This is a genomic window from Leifsonia sp. 22587 (assembly GCF_052044215.1).
Classification (GTDB): Bacteria; Actinomycetota; Actinomycetes; order Actinomycetales; family Microbacteriaceae; genus Leifsonia; species Leifsonia shinshuensis_C.
Map to the genome: position 1 here is coordinate 1,209,093 of NZ_JBQENB010000001.1, position 22,241 is coordinate 1,231,333.

The window sequence follows — 22,241 nt, forward strand, 5'->3', positions numbered from 1 at the left end:
CGGCTCACGCCTTCTTGGCGGCCTCCCGCCATTCGGCCTCCTTCTGCAGGTACTCGTTGTCGGCGTAGGCGGCGAAGTCGCTCTCGTCGGTCACGCGCCGCACCTCCAGCTTCGACCCCGGGCCCAGCGGGCACCGGCTCGCCCACTCGGCGGCCTCCTCCTTCGAGCTGACTTCGAGGATCCAGAAGCCGTTGAACAGCTCGTGCGTCTCCCCGTAGGGGCCGTCGGTGATGGCGGGAGGATTCGACGAGAAGTCGACCACGAACCCGGTCTCGGCGACGTCGTCCGCGAGCCCGTCGCCCGCCAGCAGCACGCCGGCCGCGATCAGCTGCTCGTTGTACTGACCCATCCGGGTGATGACCTCGTTGAAGTCCATCTCCTGGTAGGCCTCCTTGGCGGCGTCGTTCGAGCGCATGATCAGCATGTACTTCATGGGAGTCTCCCTCACGTCCGGGGTGCTTCGGACGCACCCTCCTACCATCGTGTCGAACGGGGGAGGGAAAGGTCGACAGGGGTGCGAAAACTTTCGCGAGTAATCGACATCACGCTTGACGTTATTAACGCCCCGCGTTACTATCGAGCATGCTCCACTCCTTCGCCGATCGTTTCACGGAGGAGGTGTGGTTCGGTCTTCCGGTGAAACGGTTCGGCCCGGATGTCCGCCGAATCGCCCGCCGCAAGCTCGCCATGCTGAACGCGGCGGCCGATCTCAACGACTGTCGGGTCCCGCCGGGAAACCGGCTCGAGAAGCTGAGCGGCGACCGCGCCGGCCAGTACAGCATCCGCATCAACGACCAATACCGCATCTGCTTCCGGTGGACGAGCGGCGGCCCTGAGGCCGTCGAGATCGTCGACTACCACTGAGAGCGATGGACGAACGAGCAGGGGAGGATCCGATGGCCGACTTCATCACACCGGGCGAAGTGCTGTACGAGGAGTTCATGGTGCCCCTCGGCCTGACCAAGTACGCGCTGGCGAAGGCGCTCCATGTCCCGGCCCAGCGGATCGGCGACATCGTCGCAGGCAAGAGGGCCATCTCGCCCGACACCGCGTTGCGGCTGGCACGCGCCTTCGGCACCACCGCGGAGTTCTGGCTCAACCTGCAGGCGCACTACGACCTGGAGCGCGCACTGGCGGCCCACGCCGCCGAGTTCGACGAGATCCGCCCGCTCGTCGCCGTGTGATCACTCGGTACGACCAAACGGCGAGAGGGCCGCACCCCGTGCGGAATGCGGCCCTCTCGTGCTTCGTGAGCGCTCGGCTCAGACGCCGTAGTACAGCTCGTACTCTCCGATGGTGTTTGCGCGACCTTGTCTCACATTGACTTCCCGCGAGACTCCGCGGATCTGGCCGTTGCGCGTCATAGGGGAGAGGTGCCCTGAATCGGCACTCCTGCGGACTGGCTGCGGACTCAGGTAGTCAGCTGAACGCAGCAACCAGCGTTCCCACGAAGGTCGCGCCCAGACCCACTACGGCGAGCGGTAGACCACCGAGGGCCAGCCTGCGAACGCTCTCCTGTGCGTCGGCGGCCACCTTCTGCACGTCCTTCACGACTTGTTCCAGAGCGACCGCAACTTTGCGTCGCTCCGTTTCAAGGTCGACGAGCGCTGCTCGGTGCTCCTGAGCCAACTCAGTAAGAGCTCGCACTTGCTCCGCGACTTCGAGATTCGGATCGACGTTAATCTCATCTTCCAATGGGTCGCGCAGCGTGACGGAGACCGACCCGATCTCCGAGTCGGTGTACCGCGGCTTCGGTGGCTTCTCACCGCGAACCAGAGCATCACGGACCCGCTCAACGCTTTCAGTCACGGTGCGTGTGATCTTCGCCGCGAATGAATCCGGGTTGTGCCTTCGGAACTCGCGATACGTGTTCGACAGGCCGACGCCGGTCAGCACCAGACCCAACAGCTGCAACCCCGTGCCGATGATTCGCGCCCACACCTGACAGTCGGTCATGACCGGAGCCTAGCTTGCGAGCGGCTGATGGGTCGCGCTCCACGTGTGCTCGCGCTTCGCCTGGATGTGCTCGCGCTTCGCCATCAGCAGTTCGTCCTCGAACACGAACCGCTTGTAGCCGTCCCACGTCACGCTCAACCCGTGACGTATCCACCGCTCGATCGTGCGCCGGCTAACCCTCGCGCGCGCGGCCGCGTCGTCAATCGACAACAGCCGGTGCTCGACGCCGTAGTCGTTGCCAGCGTTCTGCCGCTTCCGACGTTGCAACTCCGTCTGCGCGAGTCCACCCCACACGCCATGCTCGATCCCTGACGAGAGGGCGAACTCGAGGCACTGTTCGCGCACCGGACACGACTTACATATCCAACGCACGTCCCTGGTCGTCTCTAGCCCTTCAGGGAAGAACACGTCGGGGTCTGTGTCGGTGCACGCAGCTACGCTCATCCACTCCATCGGGCCACAGCGTAGGGCGGAACAGGGACAATGCCATTCGACACGGCGTGAACCCCGAAGTGTGTACGGCCCCAGGGGATGACGAAAGAGTTTCGGGGAATTGCGCCCTGCCGGTACGCGTCGACCAGCGCGTCGAACGCGACCTTCCCGAGCTTTGACGGGTTCTCGAGCACTGCACCATTCACGTCCACAGTGAGATTCACGGTCGTCCCGCCACCACCACCCGTGCCTCCTGCCGCGGCGCAGATTGCGGAAAGGTTCGCGTCCGTCAGCGGCAGCACCGCCTCATCGACGCCCGCCTCACCTATCTGCCCAGGCCACCCGGTCGTTCCTTCACATGCCGCCAGGCCTTGACATCAAGACGGTTCAGGCGCGCCTCAGGCACGCGTCCGCGAAGACCACGCTCGACACCTGCGGCATCTGTGGCCGGACGAAGACGAGTCCGCACGAGCTGCGGTTTCAGCCGCTTTCGCGGACCGTCCTACAACTCGTGCGGACTCGTTGCGGACTAACGAGGCGTCAGCCCAATGAACTACTGGGATTCAGGTCAGACGCCGTAGTACAGCTCGTACTCGAACGGGTGCGGGCGCTGCGCGAGCGGCTTGATCTCCTTCTCGCGCTTGTACTCGATCCACGTCTCGATGAGCTCCGGGGTGAACACGCCGCCCGCGGTGAGGAAGTCGTGGTCGGCCTCGAGCGCGTCGAGGGCCTCGCCCAGCGACGCCGGCACCTGCGGGATGTTGCGCGCCTCCTCCGGCGGGAGCTCGTAGAGGTCCTTGTCGACCGGCTCGTGCGGCTCGATGCGGTTCTTGATGCCGTCGAGGCCCGCCATCAGCTGCGCGGCGAAGGCGAGGTACGGGTTGCCGGAGGCGTCGGGCGCGCGGAACTCGATGCGCTTCGCCTTCGGGTTGGAGCCCGTGATCGGGATGCGGATCGACGCCGAGCGGTTGCCGGCCGAGTAGACCAAGTTGACCGGGGCCTCGAAGCCGGGGACCAGGCGGTGGAACGAGTTCACCGTCGGGTTGGTGAAGGCGAGGACGGCCGGGGCGTGCTTGAGCAGGCCGCCGATGTACCAGCGTGCGATGTCCGACAGGCCGCCGTAGCCGGCCTCGTCGTAGAACAGCGGCTTGCCGTCGTTCCACAGCGACTGGTGCGTGTGCATGCCCGAGCCGTTGTCGCCGAACAGCGGCTTCGGCATGAACGTGGCCGTCTTGCCCCACTCGTTCGCCGTGTTCTTCACGATGTACTTGAACTTGAGGATGTCATCCGCCGCGTGCACCATCGTGTCGAAGCGGTAGTTGATCTCGGCCTGGCCGCCGGTGCCCACCTCGTGGTGCGCGCGCTCGAGGATGAGTCCGGCCTCGATCAGCTTCAGCGAGATGTCGTCGCGCAGGTCGGCCTGCTTGTCGACCGGGCTGACCGGGAAGTAGCCGCCCTTGTACGGGGTCTTGTTGCCCAGGTTGCCGCCCTCTTCGACGCGGCCGGAGTTCCAGGCGCCCTCCTCCGAGTCCACGGAGTAGAAGCTCGAGTTCTGCTTCACCTCGTAGCGGACGTCGTCGAAGATGTAGAACTCGGCCTCCGGCGCGAAGTACGCGGTGTCGGCGATGCCGGTGGAGGCGAGGTACTTCTCCGCCTTCTTGGCGACCTGGCGCGGGTCCTTCGCGTAGATCTCGCCGTTGCGCGGGTTGTAGATGTCGAACACCATGATCAGCGTGCGCTCGGCACGGAACGGATCGATGTAGGCGGTGGAGACGTCCGGGATGAGCTGCATGTCGGACTCGTGGATCGACGCGAAGCCTCGGATCGAGGAGCCGTCGAAGAGCTGGCCGACGGAGAAGAACTCCTCGTCGACGGTAGCGGCGGGGATGTTGAAGTGCTGCTGCACACCGGGAAGGTCGGTGAAGCGGATATCAAGGAACTTGACGTCGGTGTCCTTGATGAACTTGAGCACCTCGGAAGAATCACGGAACATGCAGACGACTCCCAATGGCTTTGCGGGTGACCGGACTGCGCGTGCAGCCCACTCGTCCACGCTAGGGGGAGGCCGTTTCCCCGGGGTGACGCAAATGTTTCGGGCATGTTACGGGTACCCCGGGCCTGTATCTGCTCAGGATGCGCTCCGCGCGGCTCGATAGACTCAGCCGGTGCCGCAGAACTCCGCCAGCCGCCCCGGCGACGTCGCCCCCAGCCGTTACCCGGGGGAGCGGCTCGGCCTCCCCGAGTCGGGCCCGCGGTCGGTCGGCCGCGTCGGCCGTCGCATCGGCGCGATCGCGGTCGACTGGGCCATCGCATCGTTCCTGTCGTTCGCCTTCTTCCGCTACGACTCGTGGGCGACGATCGGCCTGTTCGCCCTACTGCAGGTCATCTTCATCCCGACGATCGGCGGCAGCATCGGCCACCGGGTGTTCGGGATGCGGGTCGTCGCCCTCCGCGGAGGCTGGGTCGGCGTGTGGCGGCCGGTGGTGCGCACGATCCTGCTCTGTCTGGCGATCCCCGCCCTCGTCTGGGACTCCGACCAGCGTGGCTTCCACGACAAGGTCGCCGGAACTGTCCTCATCCGCGCGTAGCCGCGTAGCCGCGGAGCCGCCCCCGCACTGAGTGGCCCCCATCGAGTACACGAAAAGTGCACGGATACGCGAGGAATCCGTGCACTTTTCGTGTACTCGACGGTGGGGGCCGACCGGGTCAGCGGGCGCGCTGCGCGCGGACCTTCATCGGGTCGATGCCCTTCGGGATCGGCATCTGGTTCTCCATCGACTGGAGCCGGTTGCTGATCGCCAGGACCTCGGCCTTGGTGAGGGTCGGCTTGATCTTCGCCAGGGTGCGCGGCACCTTGTGCAGCGGCACCGAGTCGGCGTCCGGTCCGACGGTGATGATCGTGACCGGGACGTTGGGGAGGACGCGGTTCACCTTGCGGCGCTCCTCGTCGACCATGCGCTTGGTGCGGGTGGCCGGTCCCTCGCTGATGAGCACGACGCCGCCGCGGCCGGTCGCCCGGTACACCGCATCCTGCGTCTTCCCGTTGACCGCGACCGGCATCTCGGATCCGCGCCAGCTGCGCTTCAGCGAGGAGCGCAGCACGGCGCCCACGGCGCCCGGCTGGCCCTCGATCTGCGAGTACGCCGCCCGCTCGGCACGGCGACCCAGGATGATGAGCGCGATCAGGACGCCGGCGAGCACGCCCGCGACGATCCACAGGATCATCGTGAAGACGTTGCCGCCGGAGAGGAACACCGCCAGGAGCACGCCCGCGATGATCGGCAGGACAGCCCCGAGGAGGATGTAGAGGACCGCGCGGTCGTCGTACCGGCGGGTCATCTGGAACACCTGCCACATCTGCTTCAGACGGCCGGGCTCCTTGGTGGACTTGTCCTTTGCCATAGCTCCAAGGATACCGGCTCGGCGGCGTTCCAGATGACCCGTTCGCTGCGAGGAGAGGGCTCTCAGGAGACCGCCTGCGCGAAGCCGAGCGTGGCGTCCGCGAGGTGCCGCAGCTCGTCCGGCACCGGCCGTCCCTTCGCCTGCATGGACTGGGCCCACAGCCGTCCCGCCCGGTACGACGACCGCACCAGCGGGCCGGCCAGCACGCCGAGGAAGCCGATCTCCTCCGCCTCCTGCTTGAGCTCCACGAACTCGTCCGGGTGCACCCAGCGTGCCACCGGGAGGTGACGGGGACTGGGTCGCAGGTACTGCGTGATCGTGATGATGTCGGTCCCCGCGTCGTGGAGGTCGCGCAGCGCGGTGCTGATCTCGTGCCGCTCCTCGCCCATCCCGAGGATGAGGTTCGACTTCGTGATCAGCCCGGCCGCACGCCCCTGCGTGAGCACGTCCAGCGAGCGCTCGTAGCGGAAGGCGGGACGGATGCGCTTGAAGATGCGCGGGACGGTCTCCACGTTGTGCGCGAACACCTCCGGGCGCGCCGAGAACACCTCGCCGAGGTGCTGCGGGTTGCCGGAGAAGTCGGGCACCAGGATCTCGACACCGGTTCCGGGGGACTGGCGGTGGATCTCGCGGATCGTCTCCGCGTACAGCCACGAGCCCTCGTCCTCCAGGTCGTCGCGGGCGACACCGGTGACGGTGGCGTACCGCAGACCCATCCGCTGCACGGACTCGCCGACGCGGCGCGGCTCGTCCCGGTCGAACTCGGCGGGCTTGCCGGTGTCGATCTGGCAGAAGTCGCATCGGCGCGTGCACTGCGAACCGCCGATGAGGAACGTCGCCTCCCGGTCCTCCCAGCACTCGTAGATGTTGGGACAGCCCGCCTCCTGGCAGACGGTGTGCAGCTCCTCGGACTTCACCAGGTTCTGCAGTTGGCGGTACTCCGGCCCCATCTTCGCCTTGGTCTTGATCCACTCGGGCTTGCGCTCGATCGGCGTCTGGGCGTTGCGGACCTCGAGGCGCAGCATCCGGCGCCCCTCGGGGAGGGCGCTCACGCGACGGCCTCCGCTGCGGTGAACTCCAGGTCGAAGGCGTCCATGACGAGCGGCGCGACGTCCTGCGGCGTGACGGTGCGACCGAGCACGCGCGAGATCGTGGTTACTCCCGCGTCGCGGATGCCGCAGGCGACGATCCGGTCGTAGGCGTCCAGGCTGTTCGAGCAGTTGAGCGCGAAGCCGTGCATCGTAACGCCTTCGGCGACGCGGATGCCGATGGCGGCGATCTTCTCCTCGCGGGTGGCCCCGGGATTGTGCTCCGGGAGCATCCAGACGCCGGAGCGGCCCTCGACCTGAACACCGGTGACGTCGAGGCGGGCGAGCACGTCGATGAGGACGCGCTCGAGCGCCCGGACGTAGCCGACGACGTCGATGGGGTCGTGGAGGCGGAGGATCGGGTACCCCACGAGCTGTCCCGGCCCGTGCCAGGTGATCTTGCCGCCGCGGTCGACGTCGACGACGGGGGTCCCGTCGGTCGGGCGTTCGTCCGGAGCGGTCCGCTTGCCCGCGGTGTACACGGGGGCGTGCTCGAGGAGGATGACGGTATCGGGCGCCCGGCCTGCGACGACAGCCGCGTGCAGGGCACGCTGCTGCTGAAGGGCCTCGAGATACGGCACGGAGTTGGCGCTTAGCCCCGTGACGTCATACGTGGTCACGTCGTCAGTCTATGCGCGCGCGGTCCGCCCGTTCGCAACGTCAGGTTCGTACACAGGCTGGCGTTGCGGCGAGTTGTCCACCGATCCGCACCGGGCCGGGACTCGGGGGTCACGGATCCGTTGGGATGGTCTCGTGACACCGATCGCCCCGTCCTCCCGTTCCCTGCCCGCCTCCGCGGACGAGCTCCGCGCCATCGCGGTCGCCCTCGCGCGCCGAGAGGGATGGTCAGTCGAGCCGCCCGACGCCGACCCGCCGCCCCGCGAAGGACCCCCGCCGGAAGCGCGTGTCGTCGTGTCCGGAGGCGGACTGCCGGGCCGGTGCCTGCTCCGTGTGCGGGAGCGCCGGCCGGGCGTCGCTGGTCGCGATGTGGACGTCCGCCGGGCCGTCGCGAGCGAGCATGTCCTCGGTGTGGTCACAGAAGTCCCCGTGCTCCGCATACGCGGCCGAGAGGTGGATGCGGTGCTCCTCGAGCACGCCGGAGGCGGGGGAGTCGACGTGGTTCTGGCGCGGGCGACCAGTGTGCGATCGGGGGAGGCGGCGACCGTGATCCTCGGCGCGGCGGCCGGCGTCGAAGCGCTCCATCGCGCGGGATGGGCGGCGCCGCAGCTCGACGACGCGTCCGTCGTCCTCGCGGACGACGGACGCCCGGCGCTCGACGGGCTGGACCGCGTCCGCCCGCTGGAGGCCGAGGCGGCCGTCGCGGATGCGGGGGCGTTCCATAACTGGGCGCGTCGGCTGTGCCTGCGGGTGACCGACGGGTCCGGGATGCGGCTGCTCGCGGCGGTCGAGGCCGGGTTGCGTCAGGGGCGGTGGTCGGCCGTCGAGGCGGCCGTTCTGGCGGTGGCGTCGCCGGAGCCGGTGCGGCGCAGCAGCCGCGGAGTCGCAGGGACGGAGGTGGCGGTGACGGCGGGGACGGGGTCCGGCGCGCCGAGCGGTGTGGTCGGCGCACTCCCGGCCGGACGCCAGATACCGCGCCGTGAGCGCGGCCGCGGGCTGGCGAAGACAGCCGCGGCCGCGATGGCGGCGCTCGACGGGGAACCGGTCCGCGTTCTGACGCGCTGGCTCGGCTCGTGGGCCCGCAGGCGACCGGCCCTCGTGGCGAGTGCGCTCGTCCCGGTCGCTCTCGCCGTCGCTGTCATCGTCCTGGTGCCGTCGACGTCAGCAGGGAGCGCATCGGCCGCCGGGTCGCCGGCATCCGTGCACTCGACAGCGTCCGCGTCGGCATCCCGATGGCCGGCCACGTCGTCGCCGACGGCGCGGCCGTCGACGACAGCCGTATCGTCGCCCGAGCCGACGGCGCGACCGTCGGCGACCGCCGTGTCGTCGCCCGAGCCGACGGCGCGGCCGTCGGCGACAGCCGTGTCGCCCGAGCCGACGGCTGCCGTGACCACGGCACGTCTGGATGCAGAGGACCCGGTCGTCGCCGCGCAGGCGATCCTCGACCGGCGGCATGCGTGCTTCGCCGGCGGCACCGGTCGTGATTGCCTCGCGGCCGTGGTCGAGGCCGGTGCGGCGCTGCTGGAGCACGAACTCACGGCGCTCGAAGCCGGCCGGACGGCTGCCGCCTCAGCCCGCGACTACGCCGGGGCCCGCGTGGAACTGGTGGAGCGCTGGGGGGATGCCGCTCTCGTCGGCGTGGCGCCGGATCGCGCGCGGACGCCGAAAAGCGAACCGGCCTCGCTCCTGCTGGTGAGGGGCGAGGCCGGTTGGCGGCTACGGGCGGTGTTCCCGTGACGGGTCAGATCCCGAGGTTGCCCTCGAAGTTGCCGTCCTCGAGGCGGTTCTTGACGGCGACCAGGAAGCGGGCGGCGTCCGCGCCGTCGACGATGCGGTGGTCGTACGACAGGGCGAGGTACACCGTGGAGCGGATCGCGATCGAGTCCGTGCCGTCGGCCGAGATGACGACCGGCTTCTTGGTGACGATGCCGGTGCCCAGGATGGCGACCTGCGGGAGGAACACCAGCGGGGTGTCGAACAGGGCGCCGCGCGAACCGGTGTTGGTCAGCGTGAAGGTGCCGCCCGCGAGCTCGTCTGGCTTCAGACGGTTGTCGCGGGTGCGCTGGGCTAGGTCGGCGATCTCCTTGGCGAGGCTCGCGATGTCGAGGTCCGAGGCGTTCCGCACCACCGGGGTGAGGAGGCCGCGCTCGGTGTCGACCGCGATGGAGATGTTCTCGTGGTCCGGGTAGACGATGTTCTCGCCGTCGACGGTGGCGTTGATGACGGGGTACGTCTTCAGCGCCTCGGCGGCGGCCAGTGCGAAGAACGGCAGGAAGGAGAGCTTTACGCCGGTCTTCGCGAGGAAGTCGCCCTTCACGCGGTCGCGGAACGCCGCGACCTTGGTCACGTCGACCTCGACGACGCTGGTGAGCTGAGCGCTCGACTGCATCGAGACCACGGCGCGCTCCGCGACGACCTTGCGGAGTCGCGACATCGGCTGGGTGGTGCCGCGCAGCGGCGAGACCTCGGGGGCCGGCGCGGCCGCGGGCGCCTCGGAAGAGGACGCCGCGGGAGCCGCCGCCTGGAGGATGTCCTCCTTGCGGATGCGACCGCCGACACCGGTGCCGGTGACGGTCGAGAGGTCGACGCCCTGCTCGTTCGCGAGCTTGCGCACGATCGGGGTCACGTAGCCCGCGTTGCCCGCGTGAGCACCGGACGACGCCGGCGCGGCGGGAGCGGACTCCTGGGCGGGAGCCTGCTGGGCCGGAGCGGCAGCGGGAGCCGGGGCAGCGGGTGCAGCCTGCTGAGCCGGTACGGCCTCCTGAGCGGGTGCGGCGGGGGCCGCCGGCGCCGGAGCGGCGGGAGCGGCGGGAGCGGCCTGCTGCGGCTGTGCGGGTGCGGCCTCCTGGGCGGGGGTCGGAGCCGGAGCAGCGGGAGCCGCCTCCTGGGCCGGAGCAGCGGGTGCGGCCGCGGCCGGCGCAGCCTCAGCGGGCGCGGGAGCGGCCTCCTGGGCCGGCGCAGCCTGCTCGGCCGGAGCGGCCTCGGCGGGCGCAGCCTCGGCCGGAGCGGCCTCAGCCGGCGCCGCCTCAGCGGCAGGCGCGGCCGGAGCCTCGGCACCGGCGCCGGAACCGTCGCCGATCGTCACGAGCGCAGTGCCCACCTCGACCGTCTCGTCCTCCTGCACCAGGATCGCCTCGATGACGCCGGCGACCGGCGACGGGATCTCGGTGTCGACCTTGTCGGTCGAGACTTCGAGCAGAGGCTCGTCCACCTCGACACGGTCGCCAACGTTCTTCAGCCAGCGGGTGACCGTGCCTTCCGTGACGCTCTCGCCGAGCGCCGGGAGGCTGACGGATTCGCTCATGAGCTTCTCTCCTTCAAACCTGATCGTTCAGTAGCTTATTGCAGGCGGGTCCGCGCACGGCGGACCCGCCCGATGGTCCTACAGCGTGTGCAGCGGCTTGCCCGCGAGGTACAGGAAGGCCTCGCCGAGCGACTCGTTCTGCGTGGGGTGGGCGTGGATCAGCGGAGCGATGTCCTCCGGGTACGCCTCCCAGTTCACGGCCAGCTGCGCCTCGCCGATGAGCTCGCCGACGCGGGCGCCGATCATGTGCACGCCGAGCACGGGGCCGTCGTTCAGACGGACGACCTTCACGCTTCCGTTGGTGCCGATGATCTCGCTGCGGGCGTTGCCGGCCAGGCTGTAGTCGTAGCTGCTGATGCTGTCCGCGCCGTACTTCTCGGCCGCCTTCGCCTCGGTCAGACCGATGGACGCGACCTCCGGGTCGCAGTAGGTGACCTTGGGGATGTTGACGTCCGGGACGACGATCGGGTTGAGGCCCGCGATCTCCTCGGCGACGAAGATGCCCTGCTGGAAGCCGCGGTGCGCGAGCTGCAGGCCGGGGACGATGTCGCCGACGGCGTAGACGCCGGGGATGTTCGTGTGCAGGCGCTCGTCGGTGATGACGAAGCCGCGGTCCATGGTGACGCCGACCTCGTCGAACCCGAGGCCCTGGGTCAGCGGGCCGCGGCCCACGGCGACGAGCAGGAGGTCGGCCTCGACGGTGTCGCCGTTCTCGAGGGTGACGACCACGCCGTTCTCGTCCTGGGTGACGCCCTGGAAGCGGATGCCCAGACGGTAGTCGATGCCGCGGCGGCGGAACGCCCGCTCGAGCGACTTGCTGATCGACTCGTCCTCGTTGGGGACCAGGTGGGGGAGCGCCTCGATGATGGTGACGTCGGAGCCGAACGACTTCCAGACGCTGGCGAACTCGACGCCGATGACGCCACCGCCGAGCACCGCGACCTTGCGCGGCACGAAGTCGAGCTCGAGCGCCTGCTCGCTCGTGATGACGCGGCCGCCGATCTCGAGACCGGGGAGCGAGCGCGAGTAGGAGCCCGTGGCGAGGACGATGTTCTTGCCGACGATGGTGTCGTCGCCGACCTGGACGGTCGTCGGGGAGGTGAGGCGGCCCTCGCCCTCGATGACGGTGATGCCGCGAGCCTTCACCAGACCCTGCAGCCCCTTGTACTTCTTGGCGACGATCCCCTGGCGGTACTCGGTCACGCCGTTGATGTCGACGCCCTGCAGCTGGGTGACGATTCCGTACTTCGACGACTCACGGGAGTAGTCGGCGATCTCGGCCGCGTGGAGCAGCGCCTTCGTCGGGACGCAGCCGCGGTGCAGGCAGGTGCCGCCGACCTTGTCCTTCTCGATCATGCCGACGGTGAAACCGAGCTCGGCCGCACGCAGCGCTGCTGCGTAGCCTCCACTCCCACCGCCGAGCACCACAATGTCAAAGTTCTGCTCGGACACCCAGTAACTCCCTCGCGCATCAGGATCATGTGACACGAAGCCGCCCAGAGAGGATGGCTCCGGGGGGCGTGTTGATGGGCAGGTTTTCCCGCCCATACGACCCTACTACTTCCCGGAAAAGCTCTCGGCCAGGCGGATGAGCGCCCTTACGCTGACGGCGGACGGTCCCTTGCCGGTGAAGCCGTACGGGGCGGCCGGGCTCTTCGCCGGGCCGGCGATGTCCAGGTGCGCCCAGGGGATGCGCGGGGCGTCGTCGCCGTCGTCGGTGCGGCCGACGAACTCCTGCAGGAACACGCCGGCCAGCAGCGCGCCGCCCGCGGTGTTGCCCGGGTTCGCGTTGGCGATGTCGGCGACGTCGGAGTTGATGGTGGCTCGCAGCTCCCCGGGCAGCGGCATCGGCCAGAACAGCTCGCCGCTCTGCTTCGCCGCCCCGAGCACCTGGTCCACCAGGTCGTCGGAGCCCATCAGTGCGGCGTAGCGGGTGCCGAGCGCGACCATGGCGGCGCCGGTCAGAGTGGCGACGTCGACGATCGCGTCGGGCTGCTCCTCGCTGGCGGCGACCAGGCCGTCGGCGAGCACCAGGCGGCCCTCCGCATCCGTGTTCAGCACCTCCACCGTGCGGCCGCCGCGGATGCCCAGCACGTCGTTCGGGCGGATGGCCGAGCCGGACGGCATGTTCTCGGCGAGGCAGAGCCATGCCGTCACCTTCACCGGCAGCGCGAGCCGCGCGGCGGCGAGCGCGACCGCGAGCACCGTGGCGGCGCCCGTCATGTCGTACTTCATGCCGACCATCCCGGTCGCCGGCTTGAGAGAGAGGCCGCCGGAGTCGAACGTGATGCCCTTGCCGACGAGGGCGAGGTGACGGGATGCGCCCTCCGGCGCGTACACGACCTTCACCAGTCGCGGGCCGCGCGTCGACCCCTGCCCGACGCCGAGGATGCCGCCGAAGCCGTCGGCAGCGAGCCGCTCCTCATCCCAGACCGTGACCTCGACGGGAAGTCCGGACGCCGCTGCCGAGGCGCGCTCGGCGAAGGTCTCGGGGTAGAGGTCGAGCGGCGGAGTGTTGACCAGATCCTTGACGAGCGCGGCGGCCTCCGCCACCGCGGTCGCCCGCGCGACGAGCGCGTCCGCATCCACGTCGGATCCCGCGACCAGCAGCTCGATCGCGGCCACCGGGTCCTTCGCCCCGCCGCGGCTCTTCTCGCGGTACTCGGTGAAGGCGTACGCGCCGAGCGCCGCGCCCTCCAGGGCAGCGCCGGCTTCGGCCGCCGACTCGGCCGGGAGGTCGAGCGCGACCGCGGAGGTGCCCGCCAGCTGGCGGACCGCGGTGCCCGCGGCGTAGCGCAGCGCGTCCTCGCCGCCCTCCGGCAGGCCGACGACCGCGACGGAGGGTCCGTCGCCCGTCCCGGGCAGGCGCACGAGCTCGTCCTTGCCGCCGGAGAACCCGATCTCCTTCAGCTGCCGCCCGAGCTCGTCGCGGCGCTCGCCGGAGAGGACGGTGATGCTGTCGCGCCCGGCACGGGCGGCGACGACCACGACATCGGCGGACGTGGCGGGGGTGGAGGAGAGGGTCACGGTCAGGGCGGGAACGGTCATGACTCGACCCTAACCCGGGTGTTCGCTGTGGGCGTTCCCCCACGGGCCGTCATCCGGGGTCGTGCGCCGGGCTCCGTCCTAGAGTTGGAGTATGCGCGACCCCGGCGAACTGTACGAGCTCGACCCGGCACTCGGTGTGCCGGAGGGATTGCCGCTGGTCGCGGGCCTCACGGGCTTCGCCGACGCCGGCTCCGGCGTCAGCCAGCTCGGCACCTATCTGCTCGGGACCCTCGACAACGACGTGGTGGCGACCTTCGACGCGGACATCCTGCTCGACTATCGCGCCCGCCGCCCCATCATCTACTTCGACCAGGACCACCTGACCGACTACCAGCCGGCGACGCTGAAGCTCTACCTCGCCTACGACGAGCTGCGCCAGCCGTTCCTCCTGCTGTCGGGCTTCGAGCCGGACTTCCGCTGGGAGGCGTTCACGGAGGCGGTGCTCGGCTTGATCGAGCGTTTCAAGGTGAAGAGCATCACCTGGGTCCACTCCATCCCGATGCCCGTTCCGCACACGCGTCCGATCGGCGTGACGGTGAGCGGCAACCGCTCCGAGCTCATCGACTCCATGTCGATCTGGAAGCCGCACACGCAGGTGCCCGCCAACGCGCTGCACCTGCTCGAGTACCGGCTCCAGCAGCTCTCGTACCCGATCGCCGGATTCATCCTGCTGATCCCGCACTACCTCGCCGACACCGAGTACCCGGCTGCCGCGGTCGCGGCCCTCGACTCGATCAGCGCGGCCACCGGCCTGATCTTCCCGACCGACCGGCTCCGCCAGGAGGACCGCGAGTTCGTCGCCAACATCGACGAGCAGGTCGCGGGCAATCCCGAGCTGGGACGCCTGGTGGGTACGCTGGAGGAGCGGCACGACTCCTACATGGAGGACACGCAGCTGCGCTCCCCGCTGACCGACAGCGACGGCGAGCTGCCGACCGCCGACGAGATCGCCGCCGAGCTCGAGAACTTCCTCGCCTTCCGCCGCCACGGCGACGAGGAGAACGGGCGCGGCGAGCGCTGATCGGCGAGCGCTGAGCGCACGGGCGACGGCCACGCCGAACGGGCGGCCGCTGCGCCGGGCGTAGGATCGTCCGGTGAATTCGCGTCGCTCCTGGGTCGTCTACGGGATCGGCGTCTTCGCCTACCTCATCGCCGTCATGCAGCGCACCACGATCGGTGTCGCGGGCGTCGCGGCGACCGAGCGGTTCCACGTCTCCGCTTCCGTCCTCTCCACGCTCGCCGTGGTGCAGCTGATCGTGTACGCGGGCATGCAGGTCCCGGTCGGGGTCCTCATCGATCGGATCGGTTCGCGCGTCCTCATGCTGACGGGCACGGCCCTGATGGTCGTCGGGCAGGTCGCCGTCGCGCTGGCGCCGAGCATCGCGATCGCCATCGTGGGCCGCATCCTCGTGGGGGCGGGGGATGCGACGGTGTTCACCTCGCTGATGCGCCTGGTGAACTCCTGGTTCCGCGGCAGGATCGTGCCGCAGCTGTCGCAGTGGATCGGCAACGTCGGCCAGCTCGGCCAGGTGCTGTCCGCCGTGCCGTTCGCCCTGCTGCTGCACCTCTCGGGCTGGACGGTCGCCTTCCTCAGCGCCGCCTCGCTGTCCGTCGTCGCCCTGATCGGCATCGCCGTCGCGGTGGCCGACAGGCCGGTCGGGGCGAGCGAGGGGCCGCGTCCGGCGACGTGGTCCGACTCGCTACGGCAACTGAGGATCAGCCTGGCCCGCCCCGGAACGCAGCTCGGCTTCTGGTCCCACTTCGTCACGCAGTCCTCGGGCACCGTGTTCAGCCTGATGTGGGGTATCCCGTTCCTGGTGTTCGCCCTGGGCATCGAGCCGGCGGAGGCGTCGGCCCTGCTGACCGTGCTGGTGGGAGCCGGTCTCATCTCGGGACCGATCCTCGGCATCCTGACCGCCCGCTTCCCGATGCGGCGCAGCAACCTCGTGCTCGGGATCGTGGCGCTCATGGCCGCCGCCTGGACGCTCGTGCTCCTGTGGCCGGGCGAGCCGCCGCTGTGGACCGTCATCGTGCTGATCGCGGCGATCGGGATCGGCGGCCCCGGCTCCCTGATCGGCTTCGACTTCGCGCGCACCTTCAACCCGCTGCACAGCCTCGGGTCGGCGAACGGAATCGTCAACGTCGGCGGGTTCCTCGCCAGCTTCGTCATGATGTTCCTCATCGGCGTCTCCCTGGACGTGCAGGCGCACGGGGCGGAGGGGGATGCGCAGCTCTACCAGCTGGACCACTTCCGCTGGGCGTTCGCCATCCAGTACGTCATCGTCGGGATCGGCGTCGGCTTCCTGGTGCACGCCCGCCGCCGCACACGGCGCCGGCTGCAGGAGGACGAGGGAATAGAAGTGGCCCCTCTCTGGGTTGCACTTGTCGGAGCGTGGAGAAGGCGCGGCGGTCACGAAGCGTTGTAGGGGCGTGGGGGACGCCCGATCGATCCCGATCCGAGAGCTGGCCGCGAATGGTCGGGGGAGCGCGTGGAACGTGCAATAATTGACGTCTGGACCCGTTCATGTCCCGGGGCCGGAGCATTAGACGATGCCCGGCGCCTCATCCCGGACTTGACATGGGTCTTAGTAGTGTCCGCACGCAAACCCTGAGCCAGGCTCGGCCGTCAGGATCCCGGCCCTCTCCGCTTGGTATGAAAGGTGTTCACATGGCAACCCGTGCAGCAACGAAGACCCGCGACGCGGAGGTCGAGGTCGACGAGACCACGACCGTCGTCGCGGACGAGACGGCGAAGCCCGCAGCCAAGAAGGCGGGCGCGAAGAAGACGACGACGAAGGCCCCCGCGAAGGCGACCGCTGCGAAGAAGCAGGCTGCGCCCAAGGGCAAGGCCGGCGCTGCGGACGACGACGACCTGGATGACGACGCCGAGGTCGAGATCGACGACGAGGAGGTCGTGGTCGAGGCGACCGACGACACCGAGACCGACGACACGGAGACCGAGGCGGACGCCGACTCCGACGACGCGGACGACAGCGACACCGAGGGTGCGACGCCCACGGCCGCCGTCCCGGTGGTCGAGATCCCGCTGCCGACCGACGCGCTCGTGCTGCGCGCGGTCGACGAGGACGACGACATCCCGGTCTACTCCTCGACCATCACCGGCGCGACCGCCGACCCGGTCAAGGACTACCTGAAGCAGATCGGCAAGGTCCCGCTGCTGAACGCGGCCGAAGAGGTCGAGCTCGCCATGCGCATCGAGGCCGGTCTGTTCGCCGAGGACAAGCTCGCGAACACCCCGAACCTCAGCAAGGAGCTGGAGCGCGAGCTGAAGTGGGTCGCCCGCGACGGCCAGCGCGCCAAGAGCCACCTGCTGGGCGCGAACCTGCGCCTCGTGGTGAGCCTCGCCAAGCGCTACACCGGGCGCGGCATGCAGTTCCTGGATCTGATTCAGGAGGGCAACCTGGGCCTCATCCGTGCGGTCGAGAAGTTCGACTACACCAAGGGCTTCAAGTTCTCGACGTACGCCACCTGGTGGATCCGTCAGGCGATCACCCGCGCGATGGCCGACCAGGCCCGCACCATCCGCATCCCGGTGCACATGGTCGAGGTCATCAACAAGCTGGCCCGCGTGCAGCGCCAGATGCTGCAGGACCTGGGCCGCGAGCCCACCCCCGAGGAGCTGTCGAAGGAACTCGACATGACCCCGGAGAAGGTCATCGAGGTCCAGAAGTACGGTCGCGAGCCCATCTCGCTGCACACTCCTCTGGGTGAGGACGGCGACAGCGAGTTCGGGGACCTGATCGAGGACACCGAGGCGGTCGTCCCGGCCGACGCGGTGGGCTTCACCATGCTGCAGAAGCAGCTGGAGAGCCTGCTCGACTCGCTGTCCGAGCGTGAGGCGGGCGTGATCCGCATGCGCTTCGGCCTCGGCGACGGCATGCCGAAGACGCTCGACCAGATCGGCGACACGTTCGGCGTGACGCGTGAGCGCATCCGCCAGATCGAGTCGAAGACGATGGCGAAGCTGCGTCACCCGTCGCGTTCGCAGTCGCTGCGCGACTACCTCGAGTAAACCGGTGCGTTACCGACTGGCGGTCCTCGCCGGCCGCCTCGCCCGCTGGCTTCTTCGCCTGCGGGGAGGCGGCTCCGCGGTCCCCGGCCGTGTCGCCCTGGCCATCGCCCCGAAGTTCCTGGAGCGCGCGGTCAGCCGGCTTCCCCTGGGCGTCGTGTTCGTGTCCGGCTCGAACGGCAAGTCCACGACGACCAACATGCTCACCGCGATCCTGCGCGAGCACGGTCTCGAGGTCTTCACCAACCCCTCCGGCGGCAACCTGCCGCAGGGCATCGCCTCCGCGCTGCTCGCCGACGTGCCGCTGGACGGCTACGTGCGCGGCGATGTCGGCGTGATCGAGGTGGACGAGGCCTACGGCGTCGACCTCGCGCGCGTGCTGAAGCCGCGCGGCTCGCTGCTGCTCAACGTGCAGATCGACCAGCTCAACCGCTTCTTCGAGCCCACCCGCGTGATCGGGATGCTGCGCTCGATCGCCGAGGGCTCGTCCGAGTTCGTCGTGGTGAACGCGGACGACGACAGCCTGTCGCGGGTCGGCGCCGAACTCGTCGCGCAGGGCCGTGACGTCTCCACGTTCGCCGTGGCGCCGTCCATCATCGAGTCGTCCCCGAACGGTCTCGCGAACGTGAAGGACCTGACCGGCGCCTCGGCGGGCTCCCTGCCCATCCCGTCGGTGTTCGTCAGCAAGCTGGAGGTGCAGAGCGCCCAGCTCACCATCGGCGGCGAGCACGTCCGGATCGGCCTGCCGGCGCGCGGGCTGCACTACGCGGTGGATGCGGCGGGCGCCACGGCGATGGCGCGCCGGCTGCTGGGGGAGAAGTTCCAGCCGCAGTCGGTCGTGGCGGCCATGGCAGCGCTGCGCACCGTCTACGGTCGCGGCGAGACGCTGAAGGTCGGCGACGAGGACGTCGAGATCATCATGATGAAGAACCCGCCGAGCCTCCAGCTCAACCTCGACTACCTGGCCGAGTCGCCGGAACAGGTGTTCGTCGCGGTCGACGAGGGCACCCCCGACCCGTCGTGGGTGTACGACATCGACCTGTCGAAGCTCACGCACGTGGATGTGGTGTCCGGCACCAAGGCGTGGCAGTTCGCCACGCGGTTCGCCTACGCCGGCATCGACGTCGACCAGGTCCTGCCCGAGCTGAAGCCGGCGCTGCAGGCGTTCCTCGCCCTGCCGAAGCCGTCGCGCGGCACGAAGACGATGATCGTGAACTACGAGCAGATGATGCTGATCCGGAAGCAGCTCGGCTTCCTCGACCTGGAGGGCCGCGAGCGATGACCGTGCTGCGCATCCTGCACCTCTATCCGGCCGAGCTCGGCATCAACGGCGACGCCGGCAACGTGCTGGCGCTCGCCGAGCGCGCGCAGTGGCGCGGCATCGACGTCGAGGTGGTCCGCCACAGCGTCGGCGCGGAGCTTCCGACCAGCGCGGACATCGTCCACATCGGCTCCGGCCCGCTCTCCGGTCAGCGCGCCGTCCACGCCGACGTCCTGCGCATCGCCGCCCGGCTACGCGACTGGCGGGATGCGGGCGTGCCGTTCCTCGCCATCGCCGGCGGCTGGCAGCTGCTCGGCAGCGAACTGGAGACCCCCGAGGGCGAGGTGCTCGCCGGCGCGGCGGTCTTCCCGACCCGCGCTGCGCTCGGCGCCAAGCGGCACGTGGGCGAGATCGTCGTCACGCTCGCGGACGGCAGCACCATCGCCGGATTCGAGAACCACTCCGCCCGCACCGTGCTCGACGGGGCGGAGCCGCTCGGCCGCGTCGTCAGCGGCACGGGCAACGGCGACCAGACGGAGGGCGTCGTCGTCGGCGCGTCGATCGGCACGCACCTGCACGGTCCGCTGCTGCCGATGAACCCGGCCCTCGCGGACCGCTTCCTGAGCACCGCCCTGCGCGGCGAGGTCGCGCCGGTTCCGCAGACGGAGCGGGTCGACCGCTACGCCACCAACGCGCGCCGCGCGATCGCGGACCGCCTCGGCGTCTCCCTCTGAGCGCGCGTCCGCTCGCCCTGTCCCTGTTCGCCGAAGTGCACGTTGTTGCGCACCTGTTCGGCGTGTCGAGCGCAACAAGGTGCACCTCGACGAAAGAACGTGCGCCCGGGCTCAGTTGACGTAGACGCGGGGGACGCGGGCGGCGACGCCCGTCACCATCTCGTCGGCGATCGTCTCCGCCCAGTCGGCGTACTTCTCCGCGGTCGGCTCGCCGTCGGTGCCCGGGCCGAACAGGATGGCGGTGTCGCCCACCTCCACGCGGTGCGGACCCGCATCCACGAGCATGCTGTCGGCGTCCACCTCGATCACGGGGCAACGGCGGCCGTTCAGCTGGATGGACGTCTTGGCGATGCCGAGGGTCGGCACGCCGTCCGCGTAGCCGATCCCGAGCCGGGCGTGCGTGGTGCCGCCGACGTGCACCTCGGTGACCGGAGCCTCCAACCGCATCACCGGGGTGAGGCCGAGCTCGGCGCCGGTGGAGTCGTCGAACGGCGAGAAGCCGTAGGCGGCGATCCCGAAGCGCACGAACGAGAAGCGGGCCTCGGGCATCCGGATGCCTGCCGAGCTGGCGGCCAGGTGCAGGGCCTCGAACCGGGCGCCCAGCTTCTCGGCCTCGAGCACTGCGTCCCGGAACTCGGCGAGGGCCGCCTCGTCGTCGGCGATGGACGCGTCCGCGAGGTGCGACCAGGCGGCGCGGATGCGCACGATGCCGCGCTGCTCGAGGTCGACGGCGGCGCGGATGAGCCCGGGCCACTCCTCACGGGTGGCGCCGTTGCGGCTGAGGCCGGTGTCGACCTTGAGGTGGATGACCGCCGGGCGGTCCGCGCCGGCGGCGGCGATCGCGTCCAGCTGCCAGCGGGCGGAGATGCCCAGCTGGATGTCCGCCTCGATGCCGGCGCGCCAGTCCGTGTCGCGGCCGTGCAGCCACGCGAGCAGCGGGACGGTGATCCCCGCGTGGCGGAGCACCAGCCCCGCCGGGATCTCGAGCACGGCGAGCGAGGTGGCTCCCGCCTCCAGGCCGGCTTCGGCGATGGGCAGCAGCCCGTGGCCGTACGCGTCCGCCTTGACCGCGAGCATCGTCTCGGCGGGGGCGATCAGCGCGGTGAGGTGCGCGACGTTGTGCCGCAGAGCGGCCAGGTCGATGACCGCGCGGGGGAGCGGTTCGGCGACGGCGTCCACGATCGTCATGCGGGCGTCCTCATCGGGTGTACGTCCTCTCGATGCGCCGGCCGAGCCTGCTGGTGATGACCGGGGCGGCCACGCCCAGGGCATCCGCCCAGTCGAGCACCGTCGGCTCGCCGAGCTCCGGGTCGCCGAACAGGATGACCGGGTCGCCGGGCGCCGGGCCGTCACCGCCGACGTCGACGACGAACTGGTCCATGGCGATCCGGCCGGTGATGCGGCCGGTCGTGTCGCCGACTTTGACGGGCGCCTTGTTGGACGCCACGCGCAGGATGCCGTCGGCATAGCCCAGCGCGACGAGCACGAGCGTCGTGGGGTGCGACGTGCGGTAGGTGTAGCCGTACGAGACGCCGCGGTCGGCCGGCACGCGCTTCACGGCGATCACCTCGCCCTCCAGCCGCATGGCGGGGGGCGATGGATGTGCGGGATCGAGCCCGAACAGCTCCGGCCCGCGAACGGTGCGGCCGGACACCGGGGTGCCGATCTCGACCGGGACGGGGAGGCCTTCGTCCGCGAGAGCGGCGGCGTCCTCCACCCGGGAGACGAGAAAACCGCCGACCCCCGCATCCGTCAGCGCACGAGCCACGGGCAGGAGCCCGTGTCCGTACGCGTCGGCGCGGAGATCGGCGGTGCAGTCGGGGAGTGACGAGGAGGCTGCCGTCTGGCGGATGGTGTCGAGGTCGATGTGGGCGCGTCTGCGCACACCCGTCCGTGTCACCATCCTCCGGTCAGCCCCGCGTCTCGCGATGCGGTCGCGTTACGCGCGCTGCTCTTCGAACAGGCGAGCGGTCTCGTCGTGCCAGCTGTGGGCGATCTGAGAGAGCTTCTCCTGGTGCTTCTTGCCGTGGTGCGCGCAGAACAGCAGCTCGCCGTTGTTCACGACGACCCTGATGTACGCCTGCGCTCCGCAGCTGTCGCAACGGTCCGCGGCCGTCAGTTGCGGCCCTGATGCGAGCTCGTCAACGGCCCCGTTCTCCGAGGTTACTGTCGACATGTGATGCTCCTTCCGTCGCAACCGGTGAACTCGGTACGTCTATAGAACCACGGATACCCGGTAACTCTGCGCGTATCGCCTGCCATTTCGCTCAACGCGTAGCCACAGCGTCCCGACGGGTGTCGTGACGTAGGGTTCGGCGTCCGGCACGTACGCTGGAGAAGCACGCGCGCCCGCGGAAACGGGCGCACA

Annotated in this window: 23 protein-coding genes; 9 read left to right on the forward strand and 14 right to left on the reverse strand. The window is 69.8% G+C overall.

What is annotated here, in order from left to right; genetic code table 11:
- Positions 1-4 precede the first annotated feature (4 nt).
- Positions 5-433: a YciI family protein gene (locus tag ACTJI1_RS05845; protein WP_440741881.1), complete on the reverse strand. Its 429-nt coding sequence runs from the start codon at positions 431-433 to the stop codon at positions 5-7.
- Positions 434-582: 149 nt separating this feature from the next.
- Here ACTJI1_RS05845 and ACTJI1_RS05850 point away from each other — a divergent pair, with 149 nt between their 5' ends.
- Together ACTJI1_RS05850 and ACTJI1_RS05855 are read left to right on the forward strand one after the other, a co-directional pair.
- Positions 583-864, forward strand: a complete 282-nt coding sequence (locus tag ACTJI1_RS05850) for a type II toxin-antitoxin system RelE/ParE family toxin (protein WP_440741882.1) — start codon at positions 583-585, stop codon at positions 862-864.
- Between the two features lie 5 nt (positions 865-869).
- Entirely contained in the window at positions 870-1,184 is a 315-nt protein-coding gene (locus tag ACTJI1_RS05855; RefSeq protein WP_440741883.1) for a HigA family addiction module antitoxin, read from the forward strand.
- A gap of 235 nt (positions 1,185-1,419) precedes the next feature.
- Here the strand turns inward: ACTJI1_RS05855 and ACTJI1_RS05860 are convergent, their stop codons facing one another.
- From ACTJI1_RS05860 to glnA, 3 genes are all read right to left on the reverse strand, one after another.
- Positions 1,420-1,956: a hypothetical protein gene (locus ACTJI1_RS05860; RefSeq protein WP_440741884.1), complete on the reverse strand. Its 537-nt coding sequence runs from the start codon at positions 1,954-1,956 to the stop codon at positions 1,420-1,422.
- Between the two features lie 9 nt (positions 1,957-1,965).
- The gene (locus tag ACTJI1_RS05865; RefSeq protein ID WP_440741885.1) at positions 1,966-2,409 is read right to left on the reverse strand and encodes a WhiB family transcriptional regulator; all 444 of its coding nucleotides are present in this window, start codon (positions 2,407-2,409) and stop codon (positions 1,966-1,968) included.
- Positions 2,410-2,956: 547 nt separating this feature from the next.
- Positions 2,957-4,381 carry a type I glutamate--ammonia ligase gene (glnA, locus tag ACTJI1_RS05870; protein ID WP_089910204.1) on the reverse strand — a complete coding sequence of 475 codons (1,425 nt, stop codon included), beginning with the start codon at positions 4,379-4,381 and terminating at the stop codon, positions 2,957-2,959.
- Positions 4,382-4,553: 172 nt separating this feature from the next.
- Here glnA and ACTJI1_RS05875 point away from each other — a divergent pair, with 172 nt between their 5' ends.
- Entirely contained in the window at positions 4,554-4,976 is a 423-nt protein-coding gene (locus ACTJI1_RS05875; protein WP_440741886.1) for an RDD family protein, read from the forward strand.
- A gap of 118 nt (positions 4,977-5,094) precedes the next feature.
- Here the strand turns inward: ACTJI1_RS05875 and ACTJI1_RS05880 are convergent, their stop codons facing one another.
- The 4 genes from ACTJI1_RS05880 to ACTJI1_RS05895 form a co-directional block, all read right to left on the reverse strand.
- Positions 5,095-5,790: a DUF4191 domain-containing protein gene (locus tag ACTJI1_RS05880; protein WP_310129740.1), complete on the reverse strand. Its 696-nt coding sequence runs from the start codon at positions 5,788-5,790 to the stop codon at positions 5,095-5,097.
- Positions 5,791-5,852: 62 nt separating this feature from the next.
- Positions 5,853-6,842, reverse strand: a complete 990-nt coding sequence (gene lipA / locus ACTJI1_RS05885; RefSeq protein ID WP_440741887.1) for a lipoyl synthase — start codon at positions 6,840-6,842, stop codon at positions 5,853-5,855.
- Positions 6,839-7,498 carry a lipoyl(octanoyl) transferase LipB gene (gene lipB, locus ACTJI1_RS05890; protein ID WP_310129737.1) on the reverse strand — a complete coding sequence of 220 codons (660 nt, stop codon included), beginning with the start codon at positions 7,496-7,498 and terminating at the stop codon, positions 6,839-6,841. Before lipB ends, lipA begins: the two co-directional genes overlap by 4 nt.
- Positions 7,499-7,724: 226 nt before the next feature.
- Positions 7,725-7,898, reverse strand: coding sequence for a hypothetical protein (locus tag ACTJI1_RS05895; protein ID WP_440741888.1), 174 nt, complete (start codon positions 7,896-7,898; stop codon positions 7,725-7,727).
- A gap of 27 nt (positions 7,899-7,925) precedes the next feature.
- Here ACTJI1_RS05895 and ACTJI1_RS05900 point away from each other — a divergent pair, with 27 nt between their 5' ends.
- Positions 7,926-9,233, forward strand: a complete 1,308-nt coding sequence (locus tag ACTJI1_RS05900; RefSeq protein WP_440741889.1) for a hypothetical protein — start codon at positions 7,926-7,928, stop codon at positions 9,231-9,233.
- A 4-nt stretch (positions 9,234-9,237) separates the two neighbouring features.
- Here the strand turns inward: ACTJI1_RS05900 and sucB are convergent, their stop codons facing one another.
- The 3 genes from sucB to ACTJI1_RS05915 form a co-directional block, all read right to left on the reverse strand.
- Positions 9,238-10,800 carry a 2-oxoglutarate dehydrogenase, E2 component, dihydrolipoamide succinyltransferase gene (sucB, locus tag ACTJI1_RS05905; protein WP_440741890.1) on the reverse strand — a complete coding sequence of 521 codons (1,563 nt, stop codon included), beginning with the start codon at positions 10,798-10,800 and terminating at the stop codon, positions 9,238-9,240.
- A 78-nt stretch (positions 10,801-10,878) separates the two neighbouring features.
- Positions 10,879-12,252 carry a dihydrolipoyl dehydrogenase gene (gene lpdA / locus ACTJI1_RS05910; protein ID WP_310129731.1) on the reverse strand — a complete coding sequence of 458 codons (1,374 nt, stop codon included), beginning with the start codon at positions 12,250-12,252 and terminating at the stop codon, positions 10,879-10,881.
- 105 nt (positions 12,253-12,357) lie between these two features.
- Complete coding sequence (locus tag ACTJI1_RS05915) at positions 12,358-13,848, reverse strand: leucyl aminopeptidase (RefSeq protein ID WP_440741891.1); 1,491 nt, start codon at positions 13,846-13,848, stop codon at positions 12,358-12,360.
- Between the two features lie 91 nt (positions 13,849-13,939).
- On the opposite strand from ACTJI1_RS05915, the gene ACTJI1_RS05920 reads away from it, so the two are divergent.
- From ACTJI1_RS05920 to ACTJI1_RS05940, 5 genes are all read left to right on the forward strand, one after another.
- The gene (locus ACTJI1_RS05920; protein ID WP_310129727.1) at positions 13,940-14,869 is read left to right on the forward strand and encodes a proteasome assembly chaperone family protein; all 930 of its coding nucleotides are present in this window, start codon (positions 13,940-13,942) and stop codon (positions 14,867-14,869) included.
- A gap of 73 nt (positions 14,870-14,942) precedes the next feature.
- Entirely contained in the window at positions 14,943-16,274 is a 1,332-nt protein-coding gene (locus ACTJI1_RS05925) for an MFS transporter (RefSeq protein WP_440741892.1), read from the forward strand.
- 242 nt (positions 16,275-16,516) lie between these two features.
- Positions 16,517-17,881 (forward strand): RNA polymerase sigma factor, encoded by a 1,365-nt coding sequence (locus ACTJI1_RS05930; RefSeq protein ID WP_310129723.1) that lies wholly within the window; start codon positions 16,517-16,519, stop codon positions 17,879-17,881.
- A 4-nt stretch (positions 17,882-17,885) separates the two neighbouring features.
- Positions 17,886-19,160 (forward strand): MurT ligase domain-containing protein, encoded by a 1,275-nt coding sequence (locus ACTJI1_RS05935; protein ID WP_310129721.1) that lies wholly within the window; start codon positions 17,886-17,888, stop codon positions 19,158-19,160.
- Complete coding sequence (locus tag ACTJI1_RS05940) at positions 19,157-19,873, forward strand: type 1 glutamine amidotransferase (protein ID WP_440741893.1); 717 nt, start codon at positions 19,157-19,159, stop codon at positions 19,871-19,873. The genes ACTJI1_RS05935 and ACTJI1_RS05940 overlap by 4 nt, the downstream gene beginning before the upstream one ends.
- 111 nt (positions 19,874-19,984) lie before the next feature.
- On the opposite strand, the gene ACTJI1_RS05945 is transcribed toward ACTJI1_RS05940, so the two are convergent.
- From ACTJI1_RS05945 to ACTJI1_RS05955, 3 genes are read right to left on the reverse strand one after another with little or no spacing between them, the layout of a single operon-like run.
- Positions 19,985-21,061, reverse strand: coding sequence for an alanine racemase (locus ACTJI1_RS05945; protein WP_440741894.1), 1,077 nt, complete (start codon positions 21,059-21,061; stop codon positions 19,985-19,987).
- Between the two features lie 10 nt (positions 21,062-21,071).
- The gene (locus ACTJI1_RS05950) at positions 21,072-21,758 is read right to left on the reverse strand and encodes an alanine racemase (protein ID WP_440741895.1); all 687 of its coding nucleotides are present in this window, start codon (positions 21,756-21,758) and stop codon (positions 21,072-21,074) included.
- Positions 21,759-21,812: 54 nt separating this feature from the next.
- Entirely contained in the window at positions 21,813-22,049 is a 237-nt protein-coding gene (locus ACTJI1_RS05955) for a DUF7455 domain-containing protein (RefSeq protein ID WP_121261337.1), read from the reverse strand.
- Between the last annotated feature and the right edge of the window lie 192 nt (positions 22,050-22,241).